This is a genomic window from Acinetobacter chengduensis (assembly GCF_003664645.1).
GTDB lineage: Bacteria > Pseudomonadota > Gammaproteobacteria > Pseudomonadales > Moraxellaceae > Acinetobacter > Acinetobacter chengduensis.
Genome location: NZ_RCHC01000009.1, coordinates 77,955 through 95,338 on the forward strand (window position 1 = coordinate 77,955; position 17,384 = coordinate 95,338).

A 17,384-nucleotide genomic window follows, 5' to 3' on the forward strand; every position below is an offset into this window, starting at 1 on the left:
CTCTTTCCCCAAAATCAGATTTGTCTTAATTGATTTTCATTTTCTAAAAACCAATCATACGTGATTTTCAAGCCTTGTTTCAGTCCAATTTGGGGTTGCCAACCTAATTTGTTTATTTTTTGACTATTCAAGAGTTTACGTAAAGTCCCATCGGGCTGTGTGGAATCAAAGATTAATTGACCACTGTAGCCTACAACATCTTTGATGACATTTGCCAGCTGTAGTATTGAGACCTCGTCATTAGTGCCTATATTAATATGAGACAGCATTGGATTAATATGATGTTGATACGTGCTTAACTCTAAGTTTTGAATATGTACACAAGCTTCTGCCATATCATCAACATATAAAAATTCACGTAATGGCTTTCCTGTGCCCCAGATTTCTACATCTTTTAAATTGGCTAACTTTGCCTCATGAATTCGTCTTATCAGTGCTGGAATAACATGGCTGTTTTTAGGATGAAAATTATCATGGATGCCATATAAATTTGTGGGCATTACACTTCTATAATCACGTTCATATTGGCGATTATAACTTTCACACATTTTAATCCCTGCAATCTTTGCAATTGCGTAGGGTTCATTAGTAGGCTCTAAATGTCCAGTTAAAAGCTCGGTCTCATCAATAGGTTGTTGTGAAAATTTAGGATAAATACATGATGATCCTAAAAATAATAGTTTTTGCACATCATTACAATGTGCAGCATTAATCACATTACTTTGAATCATTAAATTTTGATAAATAAAATCAGCTGGGTATTGTAAATTTGCACCTATACCACCAACTTTTGCTGCCGCCAAGTATATTTGATCGACTCTATTTTTTTTAAAAAAAGCATTTACAGAAGCTTGATCCGTTAAATTTAGCTCCTGTTTTGATGCTGTTATAATTTCACAAGTTTGATCCTGCTCAAGTTTTCGAATGATCGCGGAACCCACCATTCCTTTAGAGCCAGCCACAAAAATACGTTGTGAATTCATAACTTATTTTTCCAAAGAAATATCAATTTCAAAACCATGCTGTTTTAACAGCGAATTTTTTTGTGCTGTTTTTAAGTCATGCTGAACCATTTCTGCACATAAATCTTTGACACTAATTTTAGCTTTCCAACCCAACTCTTGTTCTGCTTTGGTCGCATCACCCAGCAATGTTTCAACTTCTGCAGGTCGGAAATATCGAGGATCAACTCTTACGATAATTTTCCCCACACTTAAAGATGGGCATTTTTCTGAGTAGATTGATTCAATAACACCCACTTCCTCAATACCTTCCCCCTCAAAACGTAATTGAATACCCAATTCACTCGCTGACCACTCTACAAACTGACGAACGCTATATTGTTCTCCAGTGGCAATAACATAGTCTTGTGGCTGATCCTGCTGTAACATCATCCATTGCATTTGCACATAGTCTTTGGCATGCCCCCAATCTCGCAGTGCATCCAAATTTCCTAAATATAAACACTCTTCCAGACCTACAGCCATATTGGCAAATGATCGAGTGATTTTACGTGTTACAAAAGTTTCTCCACGTCTTGGAGATTCGTGATTAAACAAAATTCCATTACAAGCAAACATGCCATAGGCTTCACGGTAGTTCACTGTGATCCAGTATGCATATAATTTAGCTACTGCATATGGTGACCGCGGGTAAAACGGGGTCGTCTCTTTTTGTGGTATTTCTTGTACCAAACCATAAAGCTCAGAAGTAGATGCTTGATAAAACTTAGTTTTTTTCTCTAATCCTAAAAAACGAATGGATTCTAATAAACGTAATGTACCTAGCGCATCCACATCTGCAGTATATTCTGGAGATTCAAAACTGACTGCCACGTGAGATTGTGCAGCCAAATTATAAATTTCATCAGGCTGCACTTCATTGATAATACGTGTTAAATTTGATGAATCAGTTAAGTCACCATAATGAAGTACTAAACGTTGATGGTCCACATGCGGATCTTGGTAAATATGATCTATTCGTTGTGTATTAAAGTTTGAGGCACGTCGTTTTATGCCATGCACTTCATAGCCTTTTTCTAATAAAAACTCAGCCAGATACGAACCATCTTGACCTGTAATGCCAGTAATAAGTGCTTTTTTCATTCTCTCCCCCTTATTTATCCAGTTCATAAAGCATACATTTAACTACCTCTGGCATTGTTTTTTGAGCTCTCCATTTTAATTTCTGCTCTGCTTTAGATGGATCAGCCCGACTAACAAGCAACTCATTAGGCCTAAAAAACTCTTCCGATTGTCGGGTATATTTTTCCCAATCTAAATTTAGATTTAGATTTTCAAAAACATTAATCACAAAATCCTTTAAAGAATAACTAACGCCAGTCGCAATAATAAAATCATCTGGTTCTTGAGCCTGCAAAATTTTCCACATAGCTTCCACATATTCTGGAGCAAAACCCCAATCCCTATAAATATCAAGACGACCCAAGATAAGAGTTTCTTTTGAACCTGCTGCAATACGCTGAGCTGTAGATATGATTTTTTTAGTAACGAACGTATCAGGTCTGAGTCTCGACTCATGATTAAATAAAAAACCAGTGCATACAAACATTGAATATGCTTCTCTATATGTCTGTACTAGCCAATGGCTAGATGATTTTCCAATAGCATACGGACTTTTAGGTGCAAAAATAGTTTTTTCGCAAATTGGCATTCCTAAACTATCACCAAAACATTCACTTGAGCCTGCATTATAGATCTTTGTATTAATCTGATGATTCCGACAAGCTTCAAGAATATTAAGCAAACCCAGGGTACAACTCTTAATTGTTTCTGCTGGCAATTTAAATGACATAGCAACTGAGGATTGACTTGCTAAATAATAAATTTCACTAGGATTAATAGAGATAATAAGCTGTTCAATTTCAAAGTATGATTCTAGATTAACATGAAATATATGAACTAAATGACTAATGTTAAGTTTATAAAAATTATCAATATAAGTCTGCCGAGAAGTACCATAAACAGAATACCCCTGATCAAGTAAAAATTTTGCAAGATAAGCACCATCTTGACCAGACACCCCAAAAATCAATGCTGTTTTATTCAAAGTAAACTCTCATAAACTTCTCTAGTCCGTATAGCGCAATTCTTCCAAGTAAATTTTTGTGCGTGCTCGATACCCTTAGCTATAAGTAACTCTCTCAAACGCGTATCAAAAACAATTTTAGATAAGGCCTCACTCATATCACTTACTGAATTAGGATTAAAATATAAACCAGCCTCCCCCACGACTTCTGGAATAGAACTAGTATTACTAACTACTACTGGACACCCTCTAATCATTGCTTCTAATGGAGGCAAACCAAACCCTTCATATAAAGATGGATATACAAAAGCTAAAGCATTCTTATATAAACCATCTAATATAAGATCATCATTGCCCACATGAATAATATATTTCTCATTAATACCTAAACTATTAAATAGACTCAACTCCTCTTTTGAAAATTCTCCACCACCAAAAACATATATTTTCATTTTGTTTCTTAAGAAAACATTAATTGAATATGCTTTAACAAAATTGTTGAAATTTTTATATCCACCACGCGAACCTACATATAATATATAATCATCTTTTTTCTCCACCAATGCACCAACTTCCGAACCAACTCCCAAATATATAACAGAAATTTTCTTCTCAGGAATTTTTAATATATTAATTAAATCAGACTTAGTACTTTCAGAAATACAAATTATATGATCACTAGCATTAATAGAGATTAATTTATTATTTCTAGTTCTATCATGTACATTAAAATTATCAGGAAATATTTCATGAATCATATCATAGACTGTAATAACTTTTTTAGACTTTGATTTATTAACATATGGCTTATAATAAGTCATATGACAAATATCATATGAAAACACTTTATCATCTAAAATATCTATAAAATAATTTAACCTCTTATACAACTGATTGGTATATTTCGGATATTTACCCCAATAATACCCTTTTGTAAATTCAGACTGCCTAATATATTCATTAGTATAAAATGGAGCGACTATTTTAATATCATCGTTTTTATTTAAAGCTCTAATTTCATTCGACAGTTCAAAAAAATACCTAGAAATACCTCCAAATCTTTGACTGCAAAAAATTGCTGGATCAAACTTTATCTTCATTTTCTTTCTCCAACCTCAATATAATCACTCCATATTTTTGAAGAAACTCTCCTTTGAGTATAAATATAGAATAGCTTATAAAACTTCATTAAAATCATATAAAATAACTTTGATATTTTCACTTCTGAAAATAAATGTATTTCAGAGTTGTATGAGTATAAGTTTTTATTATATTTTTTCGCCAAATATTCCAAGGTTTTTTTTCTATAAAAACCAATATGTTGCCCATGTCTTTGACCATAATACCACCAATCTTCAATTTTTGGGGTTGGTTCTGGAATTAGTAAAGTAGAAAAGAAAATATTGGAAGAAATACTAAACATTTCATCCAGTGCATGTATTGGGCTTTCCAGGTGTTCAAATACTTCAAAAGCAGTTAATAGTTTGACATTCTGCCCATTATAACCAAAACCTTTAGCCAATAAATTATCACAGTATTTATCTTTCCAAAGTACATTGAAACCTACATCTCTCATTAAACGAGTAAAAATACCATAACCACCAGCATAATCTAATATATTTTCATCTTTTATATTTAGAAGAGCACATAAATTTGTTGCCCTCTTTGAACACATCTGATTTCTTTTCATAATACCAGTGTCAACATCATTGATAGCTGAATCATATGCTTTTTCCAACCAATATGGATTCTCTGTTTGCACAAATTCACAAATAGGGCACTCATAATATTTGACTACATGATTAAGTAACTGACTTTGAAATATATATCTACTTTGTGCATGTTGACAGACTCTACAAATTTGATACATTAGCACACTCATCCGTAGCTGATCCGATTATATTATTAATAATATTTCTCATATCTTTCAAATATTTATCTTGAGAATTATTCTCTAAAACAAATTGCTGATTATATTTTTGTAAAGCCTTAATCTCTTCAAAGTTTAAGCTTGTAACACGATGAATCGCATCTTCTATACCTTTCAAAGAATAATTATCAATTATAATTTCATAGCCTGTGCTAAAGCTTGTTTCCTTAGTAACCATAGGTATTAAACCGCCATTACCAACACAAGTAGCTACAGATGGAGAGCCACCCTCAGAACAAGAAGGAAAAATAATAAAGCTACAAGTTAATAAAATATCCTTGAATTTCTCAGAGTTAATATCAACAAAATCATGAGTAAATATATTTTTTGTCCTATATAGCTCTTCATAATATACTTTCACGAAATCTGGTTCTGATGAAATATTCCCACAAATATGCAATTCAATTGTTTTATTTAACTTAAAATATTCTAGACATAAATCTAACCCCTTATGAATTAGTCCTGAGCTACCAAACCATAAAAATTTATTTTTTGAGCACTCTTTTCTTTCATAAATAAGATTATTTTTTATCGTATGAAAATAAGGAGCACGTAAAGAATATATTTCACTAATATTTGTATGTTCTCTATAGCTTTTTGTACAAACTTCATTACCTAAAGCAATAATTGCATGAGCAATCGTAGTTTGGTATGACCAAGATTCATGTACATATCTCATGGATTTTGGTAACCATACATCCTTTTTTTGATACACATCATACATTCGTTCAAGAGTTTTTATATTCTGATGACACACATGCATTCCTGTACCATAGTAAATCAGCGTAGGGTTCAAGTTTTTTTTGACAACCTGTTCAAAAACATCACCAAAACCATAAATAACATCATATTTCTTTAAATTAGTAATTTTATTTTTATAAAACAGGATATCAACGTTATATCCTAACTCATTAAAGATCTTTGCTGCTGTTAGAGCTTCAAAACTATTAGTATGAGATACATAGTTTTTATAAAATGGGAGAGTAATATACGAAATTAAAACATTTTTTTTAAAACTTGTCCTATAATAATTCCTAACAGTTCTATTAAAATACCAATTCATTACTATTTTAAAAAAAGACTTAATAAGTTTCATAATTAGCCTATCAATTATAGCTTTAAAATAGAGTCACACTTCGCTACCGCACTTTCACGATGTGCAATAATCACCATAGTCATTTTCCCATTTAAACTTTGAATCGCCTCATTAACTGCTTTTTCAGTTTCAGTATCTAAAGCACTTGTAGCTTCGTCCATAAAAATCACTTGTGGTTGCTTATATATTGCTCGAGCAATTCCTAAACGCTGGCGCTGTCCGCCAGACAGTAAAATACCACGCTCACCAATCACCGTATTATAACCTTCTTTCAAATTTTGAGTAATAAATTCATCTATTTGGGCAAGCTTTGCTGATTCAACAACCATTTCAAAATCTATTTGATTCTTTGGAATGCCAAAAGCAATATTTTCAGCAATAGACATGTCTGCCAGATAAATAAACTGAGGTACATAGCTCACTAAGCTTTGCCAGCTTTGTACATTTTCTTCATTTATAACCTTACCATCTATGTGTAAAGTACCAGAAGTTGGCTGTAAAAGACCCAGCATAATGTCCATTAAAGTACTTTTACCAGATCCACTTTTACCAGTAATTCCAAGACTACTATTCTTATCAATTTTTAGATTAATATTTTCGAGAATTTTCTTATTCGGATGATTTGGGTACTCAAAACATACATTCACCAACTCTAAATTAGAACGAAAACCTATTAGCCCTGTATTTTTATAAAAATTATTTTTATTTAAATCCAATTCAAACTCATGAATCACACCAATTAAAACATGCTGAGAGAATTTGTAAGTTGTTACAGCACGATAAATATTTTGTGCTGCTGGAAGCATTCTATATGCAGCAACACCATATAAGCCAATAACAGGTAATATTGTTCCTACACTATAATCTTGTAAAACCAAAAATATTGCTAAAATGATTAAACAGCCATAGCCAATGGTTTCAATAATATGAAGAGGTATCTGCCCCAAAGATTCATGCGAAGCATAATGTCTCGCATAAACTCGAGAGTTTCTATCAAATCGCTGATAATAATAATCATGTGCATGATTAATCATCACATCTTTTATGCCACCAAAGACTTCCTGACAACTTTGATATCTTTCTTGATTAGCAACTGAAAACTCTTTGCTAATTCTTTTCATAAAATTTTTGACAATATAAAACATCAACGCATAAAAACTAACAATCACCCCAGCAGTTGTTAAGGCCATCATAGGATCATAAAAAACAAGCAATATAATCATTGCAATAATAATTAAGCCATAAGATAGTATCGACAATACAGGTTTAATTACCCCCCACACAACCTGATCTACATCATTCAATAAAATTTTCGTTAAATCTGCACTATTTCTTTGAAGGAAAAAACTATAATTTTGCTTTAAATAAATCTTAAGTAGGCGACTAGAAAAATAATGCCTTTGTAGACTAGAAAAACGATTCAAAGCATATTGTGTTAATATTTTTAAAAGTGCTGACAATATAACAATAACAAGTGAAATAACACCCAAATAAATAATAAATTGATTGGAATTTTGGGCTTGAAAAAAATTATATATTTTTTTTAATAAAAAATTTTGTTGTATACTTTCCGGATTCGCCAATACAGCCAAAAATGGCATTATAGAAACAACACCTATAGATTCAATAATTGTCATAAAAATAACTAAAATTGAAACTACTCCTAATTTTTTTTTATCTAGAGGCGTCAATATTTTCCATATTTTTAAAATTGAGTTATTCAAAATCATCCTCAATCTTCTTTCTTATACATCAATGCTGTTATCTGCTCAGAAATCAATCCCATCAGAAAAATCATAATACTCCCCGTAAAAAGTAGGGCACTCATATTAGTGAATCTTTGGTATTCATAAAGAGTATAACCATACCAACTGGTTGCTAATAAAAATAGCAACATTGCAAAAGGTAAAAACATTTTTAGAGGTGAGAATAAAGTTGCAATTTTAAAAATAATAATAAAGAAACGGATACCATCTTTTAATGGTTTAATATGACTACTTCCTATTCTTTTTGCCGCATGAATTGGCACATAAGTAACTGAATAACCTGCCCTAAAAAACGCCATTGTACTTGTAGTTGGATATGAAAAACCATTAGGAAGTAGATATAGAAATTCACGAAACTTTTCTGCACGAACAGCTCGAAATCCGGATGTTAAATCTTCAACTTTATGCTCTGTCATATAAGTTGCAAGATTATTATACAATTTATTTGCAACACCTCGCCCCAAACTTGCCTGAGAGCCTTTCTGTCGTGCACCAACAACCAAGTCATATCCTTGATTTATTTCTGTTAGCAATCGAGGAATATCCTGAGGATCATGCTGACCATCTGCATCCATAAATACAATGATGTCACCCACCGCATTTCTAGCGCCAGTCTTAATTGCAGCACCATTTCCCTTGGAATAAGGATGGCTAATAACTTTCGCTCCAGCTTTTTCAGCAATATCCTTGGTATTATCTATAGATCCATCATTAATAACAATAATTTCATCAACAATTTGCAATTTCTGAATTCTTTCAATTGTTTGACCAATTGCTCCAGATTCGTTTTTAGCAGGAAGAACGACAGAAATAGCCATCAATAGCCCTCAGGTTTAGTCTTAAATGCAAAAAAATTTGCATAAAAAAAATTAAATATTACAGTAATTCCAGCGGCCACTAGAAATCCAATATTTTGATTTCTCGTAAAAGAATAGATCACTGTAAAAATAAACATATTTATTAAGAATCCTTTCACTTGCCCGAATATATATGCGGTATAGATAGCATTACACTGTGAAAAAGTGATAAATTTATTCATAAAGTATGTAAGCTGTGCAGCACATATGAAACCAATTATTTTAGAAGTATATGTGTTCAGAAATATATTTGTCACAGAAAAAACTAAATAATCAAATATAAAACCCACACCTCCAACTAAACAAAAAAAGTAGAACTTTTTCATAAAATTTAATTAATTGATAAAAAAGCTAATTTTTTCATTTCGCGTCGTAGCTTTGATATCGAACTCAAAACAATGCCAATAAAAGCAGTAAAAATACCAATAGTAACTAATGCTGAAGCCAAAATTGCACGTGGAAATTTTGGCACTAAACCAGTATAGATATACTCAATAACTACTGGGATTCCAATAAAAAAGCCAATCAAAATAAAAGATATTGCTAAAATAAAATAAACAACCTTTGGCGCATAATCTTTATAAAGTTGAAATATCTCTTTACCAATCTTAAAACCATCCTGCCAAGTATTTAACTTGCTTTCAGTGCCTTCTATGCGTGGCAAATAATTAATTGGATGTTCAATTATTTTTGCTCCAACTTCAATTGCGTGAATTGTCATTGCTGTTTCGACTTCAAAACCCTTTGAAAATAGTGGCATCGTTTTCACATATCGTCTAGACATTACCCTATATCCGCTCAATAAATCATAAGCTTCTGTTGCAAATAATTTATTCACTGTATTTGTTAATAATAAATTACCTAAAAAATGCTTCTTTCTACTTTGACTATTTTTATATGTCCCTAAACGACTACCTATTACCAAATCGGCATCATGGAGCATAAGTTGATTAACCATTTCTCTGGCCTCTTTCGCAGGGTAAGTTCCATCTCCATCTGCAAGGATATAAATATCGGCATCAACATCCCGAAACATCGCTTGAACAACATTCCCCTTTCCTTTCATCTTGACTACTCTAGTCAATGCACCAGCGGATTGAGCTTCTTCTATAGTATTATCTGTTGAGTTATTATCAAAGACGTATACTGTACAATTTTCAACATGCTCAATAAATCCCTGCACAACATTTGCAATAGCCTTTTCTTCATTCAAACATGGCAGGATTACACAAATTTTCTTTTGAGCCACTTGATTATCTCACTGAATGTAATTGCAAATATGATCATTGCTGGAATTTTAAAAGGAATACCATAACGTGGAAAGGGAGCTACAATAATATGAATTAAAATAGCATATAAAAAAACTGTACTAATAACTAGAATAGCAAAACTCAAGGTTTCTCTTTTAAGAAACCTTTTAATAACAACTATCAGGCCAGAAAAAGCACCGATCAACCAGAATAAATGAAAAAATTTATTTATAGAATATGTAAATAATGAAGTCTTTTCCCCATAATATGGTGAGGCTAAAGTTGGATAAATAAAAATATCACCTTGACCAGCAATAATACTCCATTGCCATAAAAAAAATTGCTTTCCAATTAGATACCAAGATAGATAATTCAAAGGATCTTCAACAAATCTTTCGAAAATAATTTCAAGTGTCCTACCAACACCTTGATAAACTTCATTTGCTTGTGGATCAAAATTATAAGGAAAACCAAAACTTTCAGGGATATTATGATACATAAACCATGGAAAACTTCCATGATACAAGCCATTAATCATTAAAGTCGGATCAGACCATTGCCCAATAACAAAAAGATTTCGAGCACCCCAAAGTAGCATTGGTAGTAAAGAAATAATCAAAAAAAAGATTGAGAAAGTAGTGATTTTTCGATAATAAATAATATAAATAACGAATAGAAATAAGGGGAAATATTGTAATGTTGGACGCACAAGTATTGCTAAGCCTAACAATATAGCAAAAAAAGTATAGTAAAACTTTCTTTTATGCTCTGCAAAATTAGATAAAATAGCCATCCCAATTAATAAAGCTAATAATGATGTAAACAATGACTCTGATAGAAAATAAATATTAATATTTACAAAATGAGGAAATGTCCATAAAAACCAACCTGTTATCAACGAAACAAGCGCACCATAAAAACGATGTAATACAAAAAAAAGAAATGTAAAAGAAATTACTTGAAATATAGTTTGAGCAATAAGGACATGTTTAATAAATATATCTTGATTTGAATTATAAAAAATATATGCAAAAAAAGGAAAACCTGGACTTCTTAAGGAGTCTGGGCTTGGGCTTTTACTTACATTGTACTCTTTTGAATATATCCCCCACTCCCGCATATTTACTGCGTAACTATAATATTCACGCGCATCTGCTCTTAGAGGTGTATCAACAGCTGAATACTGGACTACTAAATAACGAAGATATAATCCAAGCATTATCATTATAAACATAGAAAAATAAATTATTTTTTTCTTTAATTCCATTCCAGCTTCCCTAACCCAAAAACATCAGTTATTAATTTTTCTTCTAGAAGAATTAAAATAAAAATTAACATTTCAAATACTGTGCTCAACGTTATTCATTAAAAATATTTTTAACCGTTTAATTTCAAAGTCATATTCTGACTTACTACGCTTTAATGTCTGAATATCCTGCTTCATATATACTTCTTCTACCTTATACAAAAGACTTAATGCTTCCCTGTAATTTTTAGTTTCCCCAATTTCAGCTACCATCATCATTCCTGCTTCAACATCATTATAATGAGATAATGCAATAGTATATTTTTTTAAAGCTAAACCTGTATTGCCTTGTGCTAAATAAATTTGTGCTTCTAAATACGGAGTTAAACGCTGAAATAAGGGGAAATTACTATAATTTGGATTTGTATTAGCAATTTCAATCAATGATATCATCCAGCTTCCATAATTTGGTGCTAGCCTCTCATACACAATATATTCAGTCAAACTACGCAAAGCTTGCACAGCCTGTGCATCAAAAGGCTGTTTTTTCATCCTATTAGCTGTTTGCTTAAAATCAGATTCAGTTGCTACTCGTACATATACTTTTTGCAGTAATAAGTTTAGATTTAGCAATGTACTTTCTGGCATGCGTTGTATCGCTTGCTCCAAATACATATTTGCCTCAGCCACATACCCATTTTCAAAATATAACCGCGCTATTGAGCTTTGTGCCCGAGGTGAGTTTGGCGAGTTTTTTGCCCAATACATTTCTAGACTTTCAGTATTTGACCATAACTTCACTCGCTCATATGTAAAAAAACTTAGCGTACTTAAAATAAGCCCAACAATCAAAACCACCAACTTATCATCAATTTTATTTTTTAAAAGAAATAGTCCATTCGCTATTGGTAAAAATAGAAAGAGTGCTGCTAAATAGTTTCGATGTTCAAAATACAACTCCAAACCAATAACTGTTGATTCCATTAAATGAGCAACTAAAAAAAATAAAATTGCCAATGAAATTAAAGGGTATTTTTTTTTGTAAAAAATAGAAAAAACAAAAATAACAAATATAAAAATTAAAGAGTATAAAGTCGTAATAGGATTAAACAGTGACTTAGACACTATATAACCATCTTGGTATAAACCTCTTAATTCTACTTGAGGGATTACCAAGTTATAAAGGTATTCTGTGACAATTCTTGCCTCACTATATAATCGGTCTATCATATTAAAATTACGATTTGGCCAAGGATTTTGTGAAAAAGTCACATACTTGCTAAGTAAGACTAGCATCGCTATTGACGGAAGCCACAAAAATATAGCGCGCCATTGCCAGACTGGCTGATTATTTCTATTTGGATTACAGAATTCTATAACTAAAATTAAAAAAGGAAGTAAAGCTCCATTTTCTTTACTATATGTTGCTAAAACTGTACTTAATCCTAAAAATATAGTCATACCCACATAGGCTTTAATAGGCTTAGCAGATAGATATAATCGATATTTTAAATATCCTATGATTCCAATTAAACTAAAAAGTGTTGCAAGCTGTGCCATCCTTTGCACAATATATAAAGTTGTTGACACAAAATAAGGATGTAATAACCAAATAGCAGATGCGACTAAGGCAATCCAAAGTGCTTGTTGCTCTTTATAATTATAATTTTTTAATAGCAACAATATAGACCAACATAAAAGAACCCCATTTAATAAATGAAGCATTAAATTAGTATATTTAAAAGGATATGGATCAGCAGGCCAAGTATTTGCATCAATTAAAAAACTAAGAAGTGAAATTGGTCTCCCAGTAGGGCCTGCAAACCCATTAGATACAAAATTTCTGACTTTTTCCCAACTATCAATTACTCCATAGGTTCCCAAGTCTTTTAAATTTGGATAATCATCAAACAGAAAATTACCCTTCAAACCAGCCCAATAAACCACAGCTGTCAGTAATAGAATAAAGACAAAAAAAATGACTGGTTGATATTTTTTTAACATAGATCATATCTTATAAATTAAAAAACGCCCATCAGATGATGAGCGCTAAGACCAACTTATATCAGCAAATTAACGGCAGTTAGATGGTACTAACTCTTGATCGATTGCTGTTCCGCTAGTAATTTGTGAATTAGTACGTGTACACTTCCACTGTATTCCGCCCGCCGTAGTTGAAGGACTCAGTACTAAAGTATTCTTAGTTCCATCTACTTTTGTACCATATTTAATAAAGATAAGACCATCTTTGGCAGATGAAGATGTCGTTGCAGCCCCATTGATTTGACCAACGCCTACTGATTCCGTTGCATTACCCTTGATAGTCGTAGCTCCCGCTAAACCAGCACTGGCATTATTCATTGGAAAGCGATTATTTGAAGAATAAAACTCAGCTACTGCAGCTTTTGCTCCACCAGCAAGATTAATACCTTCAGTTACATGTGCACGCTTTGTATAGTTTTGATAAGCAGGAATCGCAATCGCAGCTAGAATACCGATAATTGCAACAACGATCATTAATTCAATCAGGGTAAAACCTTTTTGAGCGTTCATAACATTCTCCACAAATGTATAATTTAATTATTAAGCTTTGAAGCTAATTTATTGTTAGCACTAAGTGTGCCAAGAATGATTATAATAAAAAAACTCAAAAAAACAGCATTTTAAAAAAATATTTATTTTTTTGTGAAAACCTTGTCTCTTTTTGTGTTTAAAAGTGACAATTAACGTCACTATCTTACCTACATTTCATACTAAAGGATCACTGGCAAATCAGAAATTTCATTTTTTTCATCTAATGTTACGTCATCATAAAATTTCCCAAGGACTGATCCAATTTCTAATACACCATTCACCACCGCATCGCGATATTGCCCTTGCTTTAAAGCAATGAGCATAGATTCACAAATCCTTTGCCAAACCTGTTGCTCTGTCAATTTCTTAATCCCACGATCAATCACAATTTCCACACTGCGCTCACACAAATTTAGATAGAGCAACACACCACTATTATGTTCAGTGTCCCATACGCCCAACTCTGCAAACAGTTGCTGGGCACGTGCATAGGTATTTTGTGAATAGGCTTGATGGGCAGGAATATGCCCCTCAATCACGACTTGTATTTCGCCAATATGCCCTTGCTCTGCGCGGGTTACAGCCTGCGTAATCGCATGTTGATCTTGCCGATCAAAATAGCGCTTTGTCGCAGGTAAAAAGCAAAAATGCTTGAGCCATCGTTTAAAGCTCGGTTGAGGCAAATCTTGAATTTTAGGTTGTGTCAAAATTTTTGTTGTTTCAGATGTTGTTACCATGAGCCTGAAGCACCTCCTCCACCAAATCCACCACCGCCTCCACGGTAACCACCACCGCCAAAGCCCCCACCTGATCCACCACCTCGCCCACCACCTCGCCCACCACCAGACAAAAAGGCCTGAAAGATGAGCTGAGCTAAGGCCGTAATCAATAAAAAGAAAATGCCACCACCAATCAGCAAGCTTGTGATTAAGCCCGCGCCATTGACCAAACCTGCGACCGCACCTGCAACAGCAGCTGTTGCGGCACTTAGTCGATTACCTACAATATACGAACCAATAACACCAGCAACCAATATAAAGAGCGCAGTCATTATGGTTTTTTCTTTGGCTTGTTGCTCGTGTAAAGCCTGTTCTTGTCGCTCTTTTAATGCTTGAGCCGCTTGAGTTGCAACTTCTGGGTCCATATTCAAGACTTTTTCAATTTCATTTAAGCCTGCTTGAATCCCTTGTGCGTACTGATTTTGTCTAAAATATGGCGTGATGTTATTACGAATAATTCGACTCAGCACAACATCGGGTAACACACCTTCTAAACCATAACCCGAAAGAATTTGAATGCGATGATCATTTACAGCGATCGCCATTAATAAGCCATTATCTTGCTTGGCAGTTCCAAGCTTCCACTGATCAGCTACCCGCATAGCATAAGAGAAAATATCTTCTTGCCCCGTGGTTGGCACAATAATAATTCCTACTTGTGCCTTAGCCGATTCATGTAACTGTATTATTTTTTGGCTAATCGCTTGATTTTCTGATGCGGTTAATAAGCCCGCCTGATCAACGATGGGTGTATTTAAAGTCGGTAATGTGCGAATACTCTGCCCATCTGCCATATCATTGGCAATTTGTGGCGCGAGCTGTGTTACATCATTCCTCGGTATATTCTGTTGATCCTGTGGGGTCTGATTCGACTGTTGCTCTTTAATTAATTTTGAGGCCACTGCTATTTCAGCAGCTCCATCATCTTGAGCAACAGCCCTCTCGCTCCACGTATTGCCACTTACACTCAACAGGCTCATACACAGGGCGAAATATACCGCTAAATAGGCTTTTGAATTCTGCACGCGTTTAGACATCAGCATTCCTTAAACAGCATTCAGCACCACAATTTAATCAAAACTGACTTTAGGTGCAGATTGAGCACTTTGTTCAGCACTAAAGTTAGGTTTAGTTTTCATCCCAATCACTTTTGCAGTCATTGCTTGTGGGAATTGACGGACATAGCCATTGTAGTCTTGTACAGTTGAAATATAACGATTACGCGCGACCGCAATACGATTTTCTGTCCCTTCTAGTTGCACTTGTAGGTCTTTAAATTGTTCATTGGCTTTTAAGTCAGGATAATTTTCTGACACCGCAATTAAACGCGATAATGCACTGGTCATTTGCGACTGTGCTTCTTGATATTTTTTAAATAGCTCAGGATTTTCCAGTACGTCTTTATCTACTTTTAAACCCGCAACATTTGAGCGTGCTTGGGTGACTTCGGTGAGTACCTGCTCTTCATGTTTGGCATAACCTTTTACCACATTAACTAAGTTAGGTACTAAATCTGCACGACGTTGATATTGGTTTTGCACCTCAGACCACGATGCATTGACTGCTTCATCTTTCACTTGCAAAGTATTATAGCCACAACCTGTTAAGCTTAAGCTACCTGCCAAAGCGAGCGCCAACATACTATTTTTTATTAAATTCATCCCAATTCGCCTCGAGTATTTATTTGTATTTGTTTAAATAAAATTATTCTAGCGCTATTTTCTTTAGGTTTTGTTGCTTTTCTTTAACAAAGTAAGCACCCATAAAAAAGCCCAATTAATGGGCTTTTGAGATCATTTAACTATAGCGCATAACGCTTTGCTCACTTTGAAAACTTTCTACTTGATATTCCTCGGCAAGTTGTTGCTTCCAATACTGCACAATGTCTGTGTAATCAATTTCAGAAGGATGGAAGTTTTTTTTGTAATAAGACAGATACTCTGGAACAAGCTGTATAAACATTTTAGCCAATAAATAACTACCAAAAAGATTCCCACCTACTTTCGGCAAGCTCTTTTTACGATCTTGCATAAAGAGCTTAGTGCCAGAATAAAAAGTCAGGCTCGCAAAACCTGTGGTCACACTGCGCATAATCATACGGCGGATCTTATCATCGCCATACACATGCTGATAAACATCAAATGCCACTGCACGATGCTCAATCTCTTCAATGGCATGCCAGACCCACAGTTTCACAGCATCCTCATCCAAAGTGCTTAAAACTTCAGGATGGCGCAGAATATATCCGCCTAGCAATGCTGTAAAATGCTCAAAGGCACAGGTAATGGCTAACTGAATTTTAGGATGTAAGTTCTTCACATAATTGTCTTTTCGCCCTAGCCATGCTTGAAAGCGATCCAAATTATAATCATGGGTTCGCCATGCATCATTAAATTCTGCATGTGCTTTCGAATGCATCGCCTCTTGACCAATAAATGCTGCAATCTGTGCCTGCAATTTTTCATCGCTCACCTGCGCACGTACATTACGCACACTATGAACAAAAAATTGCTCACCAATTGGGAAGGTTGAGGAGAGTGCCGTCAATAAATGAGACATAACTGGTGAATTCGCAAAATAATGCCGACGAATAGCTTTCGGATTAAATTGTAATTTGCGCACAGTAATGCCTATGGCTTTTGGACGATTTTGATATGATTTTTGTGTCGTCACTACAGTCATTTGAACATCTCTAACTTAGAATTCAAGCACTCAGTATGGGCATCATTTAAGGACTGACACATGGCAAAAAAGCTTAGTGCATTTGCAAATTCGTTCAAATTACAACTTTGTTTTACAATCCGAGCCATGTTTTATCCCAACGTACATATTTCTTAT

The 17,384-nt window shown here is 33.8% G+C and carries 17 protein-coding genes; all 17 read right to left on the bottom strand.

Annotation, left to right across the window (positions count from 1 at the left end):
• Positions 1-14: 14 nt before the first annotated feature.
• A complete protein-coding gene (fcl, locus tag D9K81_RS09780; protein WP_120373636.1) occupies positions 15-983 on the bottom strand; it encodes a GDP-L-fucose synthase in 969 nt (322 codons plus the stop codon).
• Positions 984-986: 3 nt separating this feature from the next.
• A complete protein-coding gene (gene gmd, locus D9K81_RS09785; protein ID WP_120373637.1) occupies positions 987-2,105 on the bottom strand; it encodes a GDP-mannose 4,6-dehydratase in 1,119 nt (372 codons plus the stop codon).
• 10 nt (positions 2,106-2,115) lie between these two features.
• Positions 2,116-3,069, bottom strand: a complete 954-nt coding sequence (locus tag D9K81_RS09790; protein ID WP_120373638.1) for a GDP-mannose 4,6-dehydratase — start codon at positions 3,067-3,069, stop codon at positions 2,116-2,118.
• Positions 3,066-4,148, bottom strand: coding sequence for a glycosyltransferase family 4 protein (locus tag D9K81_RS09795; protein ID WP_120373639.1), 1,083 nt, complete (start codon positions 4,146-4,148; stop codon positions 3,066-3,068). Before D9K81_RS09795 ends, D9K81_RS09790 begins: the two co-directional genes overlap by 4 nt.
• The gene (locus D9K81_RS09800) at positions 4,145-4,810 is read right to left on the bottom strand and encodes a class I SAM-dependent methyltransferase (protein ID WP_171406909.1); all 666 of its coding nucleotides are present in this window, start codon (positions 4,808-4,810) and stop codon (positions 4,145-4,147) included. The genes D9K81_RS09795 and D9K81_RS09800 overlap by 4 nt, the downstream gene beginning before the upstream one ends.
• Positions 4,811-4,901: 91 nt before the next feature.
• Complete coding sequence (locus tag D9K81_RS09805) at positions 4,902-6,074, bottom strand: glycosyltransferase (protein ID WP_120373641.1); 1,173 nt, start codon at positions 6,072-6,074, stop codon at positions 4,902-4,904.
• A gap of 14 nt (positions 6,075-6,088) precedes the next feature.
• On the bottom strand, positions 6,089-7,804 hold the full coding sequence (locus D9K81_RS09810) for an ABC transporter ATP-binding protein (RefSeq protein WP_227602010.1): 1,716 nt from the start codon (positions 7,802-7,804) through the stop codon (positions 6,089-6,091).
• A gap of 2 nt (positions 7,805-7,806) precedes the next feature.
• Positions 7,807-8,658: a glycosyltransferase family 2 protein gene (locus D9K81_RS09815; protein ID WP_120373642.1), complete on the bottom strand. Its 852-nt coding sequence runs from the start codon at positions 8,656-8,658 to the stop codon at positions 7,807-7,809.
• Positions 8,658-9,023, bottom strand: coding sequence for a GtrA family protein (locus D9K81_RS18850; RefSeq protein WP_120373643.1), 366 nt, complete (start codon positions 9,021-9,023; stop codon positions 8,658-8,660). The genes D9K81_RS09815 and D9K81_RS18850 overlap by 1 nt, the downstream gene beginning before the upstream one ends.
• Positions 9,024-9,028: 5 nt before the next feature.
• Positions 9,029-9,946 carry a glycosyltransferase gene (locus D9K81_RS09825; protein ID WP_120373644.1) on the bottom strand — a complete coding sequence of 306 codons (918 nt, stop codon included), beginning with the start codon at positions 9,944-9,946 and terminating at the stop codon, positions 9,029-9,031.
• Entirely contained in the window at positions 9,922-11,214 is a 1,293-nt protein-coding gene (locus tag D9K81_RS09830; RefSeq protein ID WP_120373645.1) for a glycosyltransferase family protein, read from the bottom strand. Before D9K81_RS09830 ends, D9K81_RS09825 begins: the two co-directional genes overlap by 25 nt.
• Positions 11,215-11,286: 72 nt before the next feature.
• Entirely contained in the window at positions 11,287-13,197 is a 1,911-nt protein-coding gene (locus D9K81_RS09835) for a tetratricopeptide repeat protein (RefSeq protein WP_120373646.1), read from the bottom strand.
• Positions 13,198-13,266: 69 nt separating this feature from the next.
• Entirely contained in the window at positions 13,267-13,746 is a 480-nt protein-coding gene (locus D9K81_RS09840; protein ID WP_120373647.1) for a pilin, read from the bottom strand.
• Positions 13,747-13,946: 200 nt separating this feature from the next.
• Positions 13,947-14,504, bottom strand: coding sequence for a TPM domain-containing protein (locus D9K81_RS09845; protein WP_120373648.1), 558 nt, complete (start codon positions 14,502-14,504; stop codon positions 13,947-13,949).
• Positions 14,498-15,589: a TPM domain-containing protein gene (locus D9K81_RS09850; protein ID WP_407923627.1), complete on the bottom strand. Its 1,092-nt coding sequence runs from the start codon at positions 15,587-15,589 to the stop codon at positions 14,498-14,500. The genes D9K81_RS09845 and D9K81_RS09850 overlap by 7 nt, the downstream gene beginning before the upstream one ends.
• Before the next feature lie 27 nt (positions 15,590-15,616).
• On the bottom strand, positions 15,617-16,207 hold the full coding sequence (locus D9K81_RS09855) for a LemA family protein (protein ID WP_121523265.1): 591 nt from the start codon (positions 16,205-16,207) through the stop codon (positions 15,617-15,619).
• Positions 16,208-16,343: 136 nt separating this feature from the next.
• Positions 16,344-17,228, bottom strand: a complete 885-nt coding sequence (locus D9K81_RS09860) for a metal-dependent hydrolase (RefSeq protein ID WP_121523267.1) — start codon at positions 17,226-17,228, stop codon at positions 16,344-16,346.
• Positions 17,229-17,384: the final 156 nt, after the last annotated feature.

What these genes read in the sequence shown, in the direction of transcription:
- fcl (WP_120373636.1), bottom strand. Translation starts at nt 983, where the DNA reads ATGAATTCACAACGTATTTTTGTGGCTGGCTCTAAAGGAATGGTGGGT.
- gmd (WP_120373637.1), bottom strand. Translation starts at nt 2,105, where the DNA reads ATGAAAAAAGCACTTATTACTGGCATTACAGGTCAAGATGGTTCGTAT.
- D9K81_RS09795 (WP_120373639.1), bottom strand. Translation starts at nt 4,148, where the DNA reads ATGAAGATAAAGTTTGATCCAGCAATTTTTTGCAGTCAAAGATTTGGA.
- D9K81_RS09805 (WP_120373641.1), bottom strand. Translation starts at nt 6,074, where the DNA reads ATGAAACTTATTAAGTCTTTTTTTAAAATAGTAATGAATTGGTATTTT.
- D9K81_RS09810 (WP_227602010.1), bottom strand. Translation starts at nt 7,804, where the DNA reads ATGATTTTGAATAACTCAATTTTAAAAATATGGAAAATATTGACGCCT.
- D9K81_RS09815 (WP_120373642.1), bottom strand. Translation starts at nt 8,658, where the DNA reads ATGGCTATTTCTGTCGTTCTTCCTGCTAAAAACGAATCTGGAGCAATT.
- D9K81_RS18850 (WP_120373643.1), bottom strand. Translation starts at nt 9,023, where the DNA reads ATGAAAAAGTTCTACTTTTTTTGTTTAGTTGGAGGTGTGGGTTTTATA.
- D9K81_RS09830 (WP_120373645.1), bottom strand. Translation starts at nt 11,214, where the DNA reads ATGGAATTAAAGAAAAAAATAATTTATTTTTCTATGTTTATAATGATA.
- D9K81_RS09835 (WP_120373646.1), bottom strand. Translation starts at nt 13,197, where the DNA reads ATGTTAAAAAAATATCAACCAGTCATTTTTTTTGTCTTTATTCTATTA.
- D9K81_RS09840 (WP_120373647.1), bottom strand. Translation starts at nt 13,746, where the DNA reads ATGAACGCTCAAAAAGGTTTTACCCTGATTGAATTAATGATCGTTGTT.
- D9K81_RS09845 (WP_120373648.1), bottom strand. Translation starts at nt 14,504, where the DNA reads ATGGTAACAACATCTGAAACAACAAAAATTTTGACACAACCTAAAATT.
- D9K81_RS09850 (WP_407923627.1), bottom strand. Translation starts at nt 15,589, where the DNA reads ATGCTGATGTCTAAACGCGTGCAGAATTCAAAAGCCTATTTAGCGGTA.
- D9K81_RS09855 (WP_121523265.1), bottom strand. Translation starts at nt 16,207, where the DNA reads ATGAATTTAATAAAAAATAGTATGTTGGCGCTCGCTTTGGCAGGTAGC.
- D9K81_RS09860 (WP_121523267.1), bottom strand. Translation starts at nt 17,228, where the DNA reads ATGACTGTAGTGACGACACAAAAATCATATCAAAATCGTCCAAAAGCC.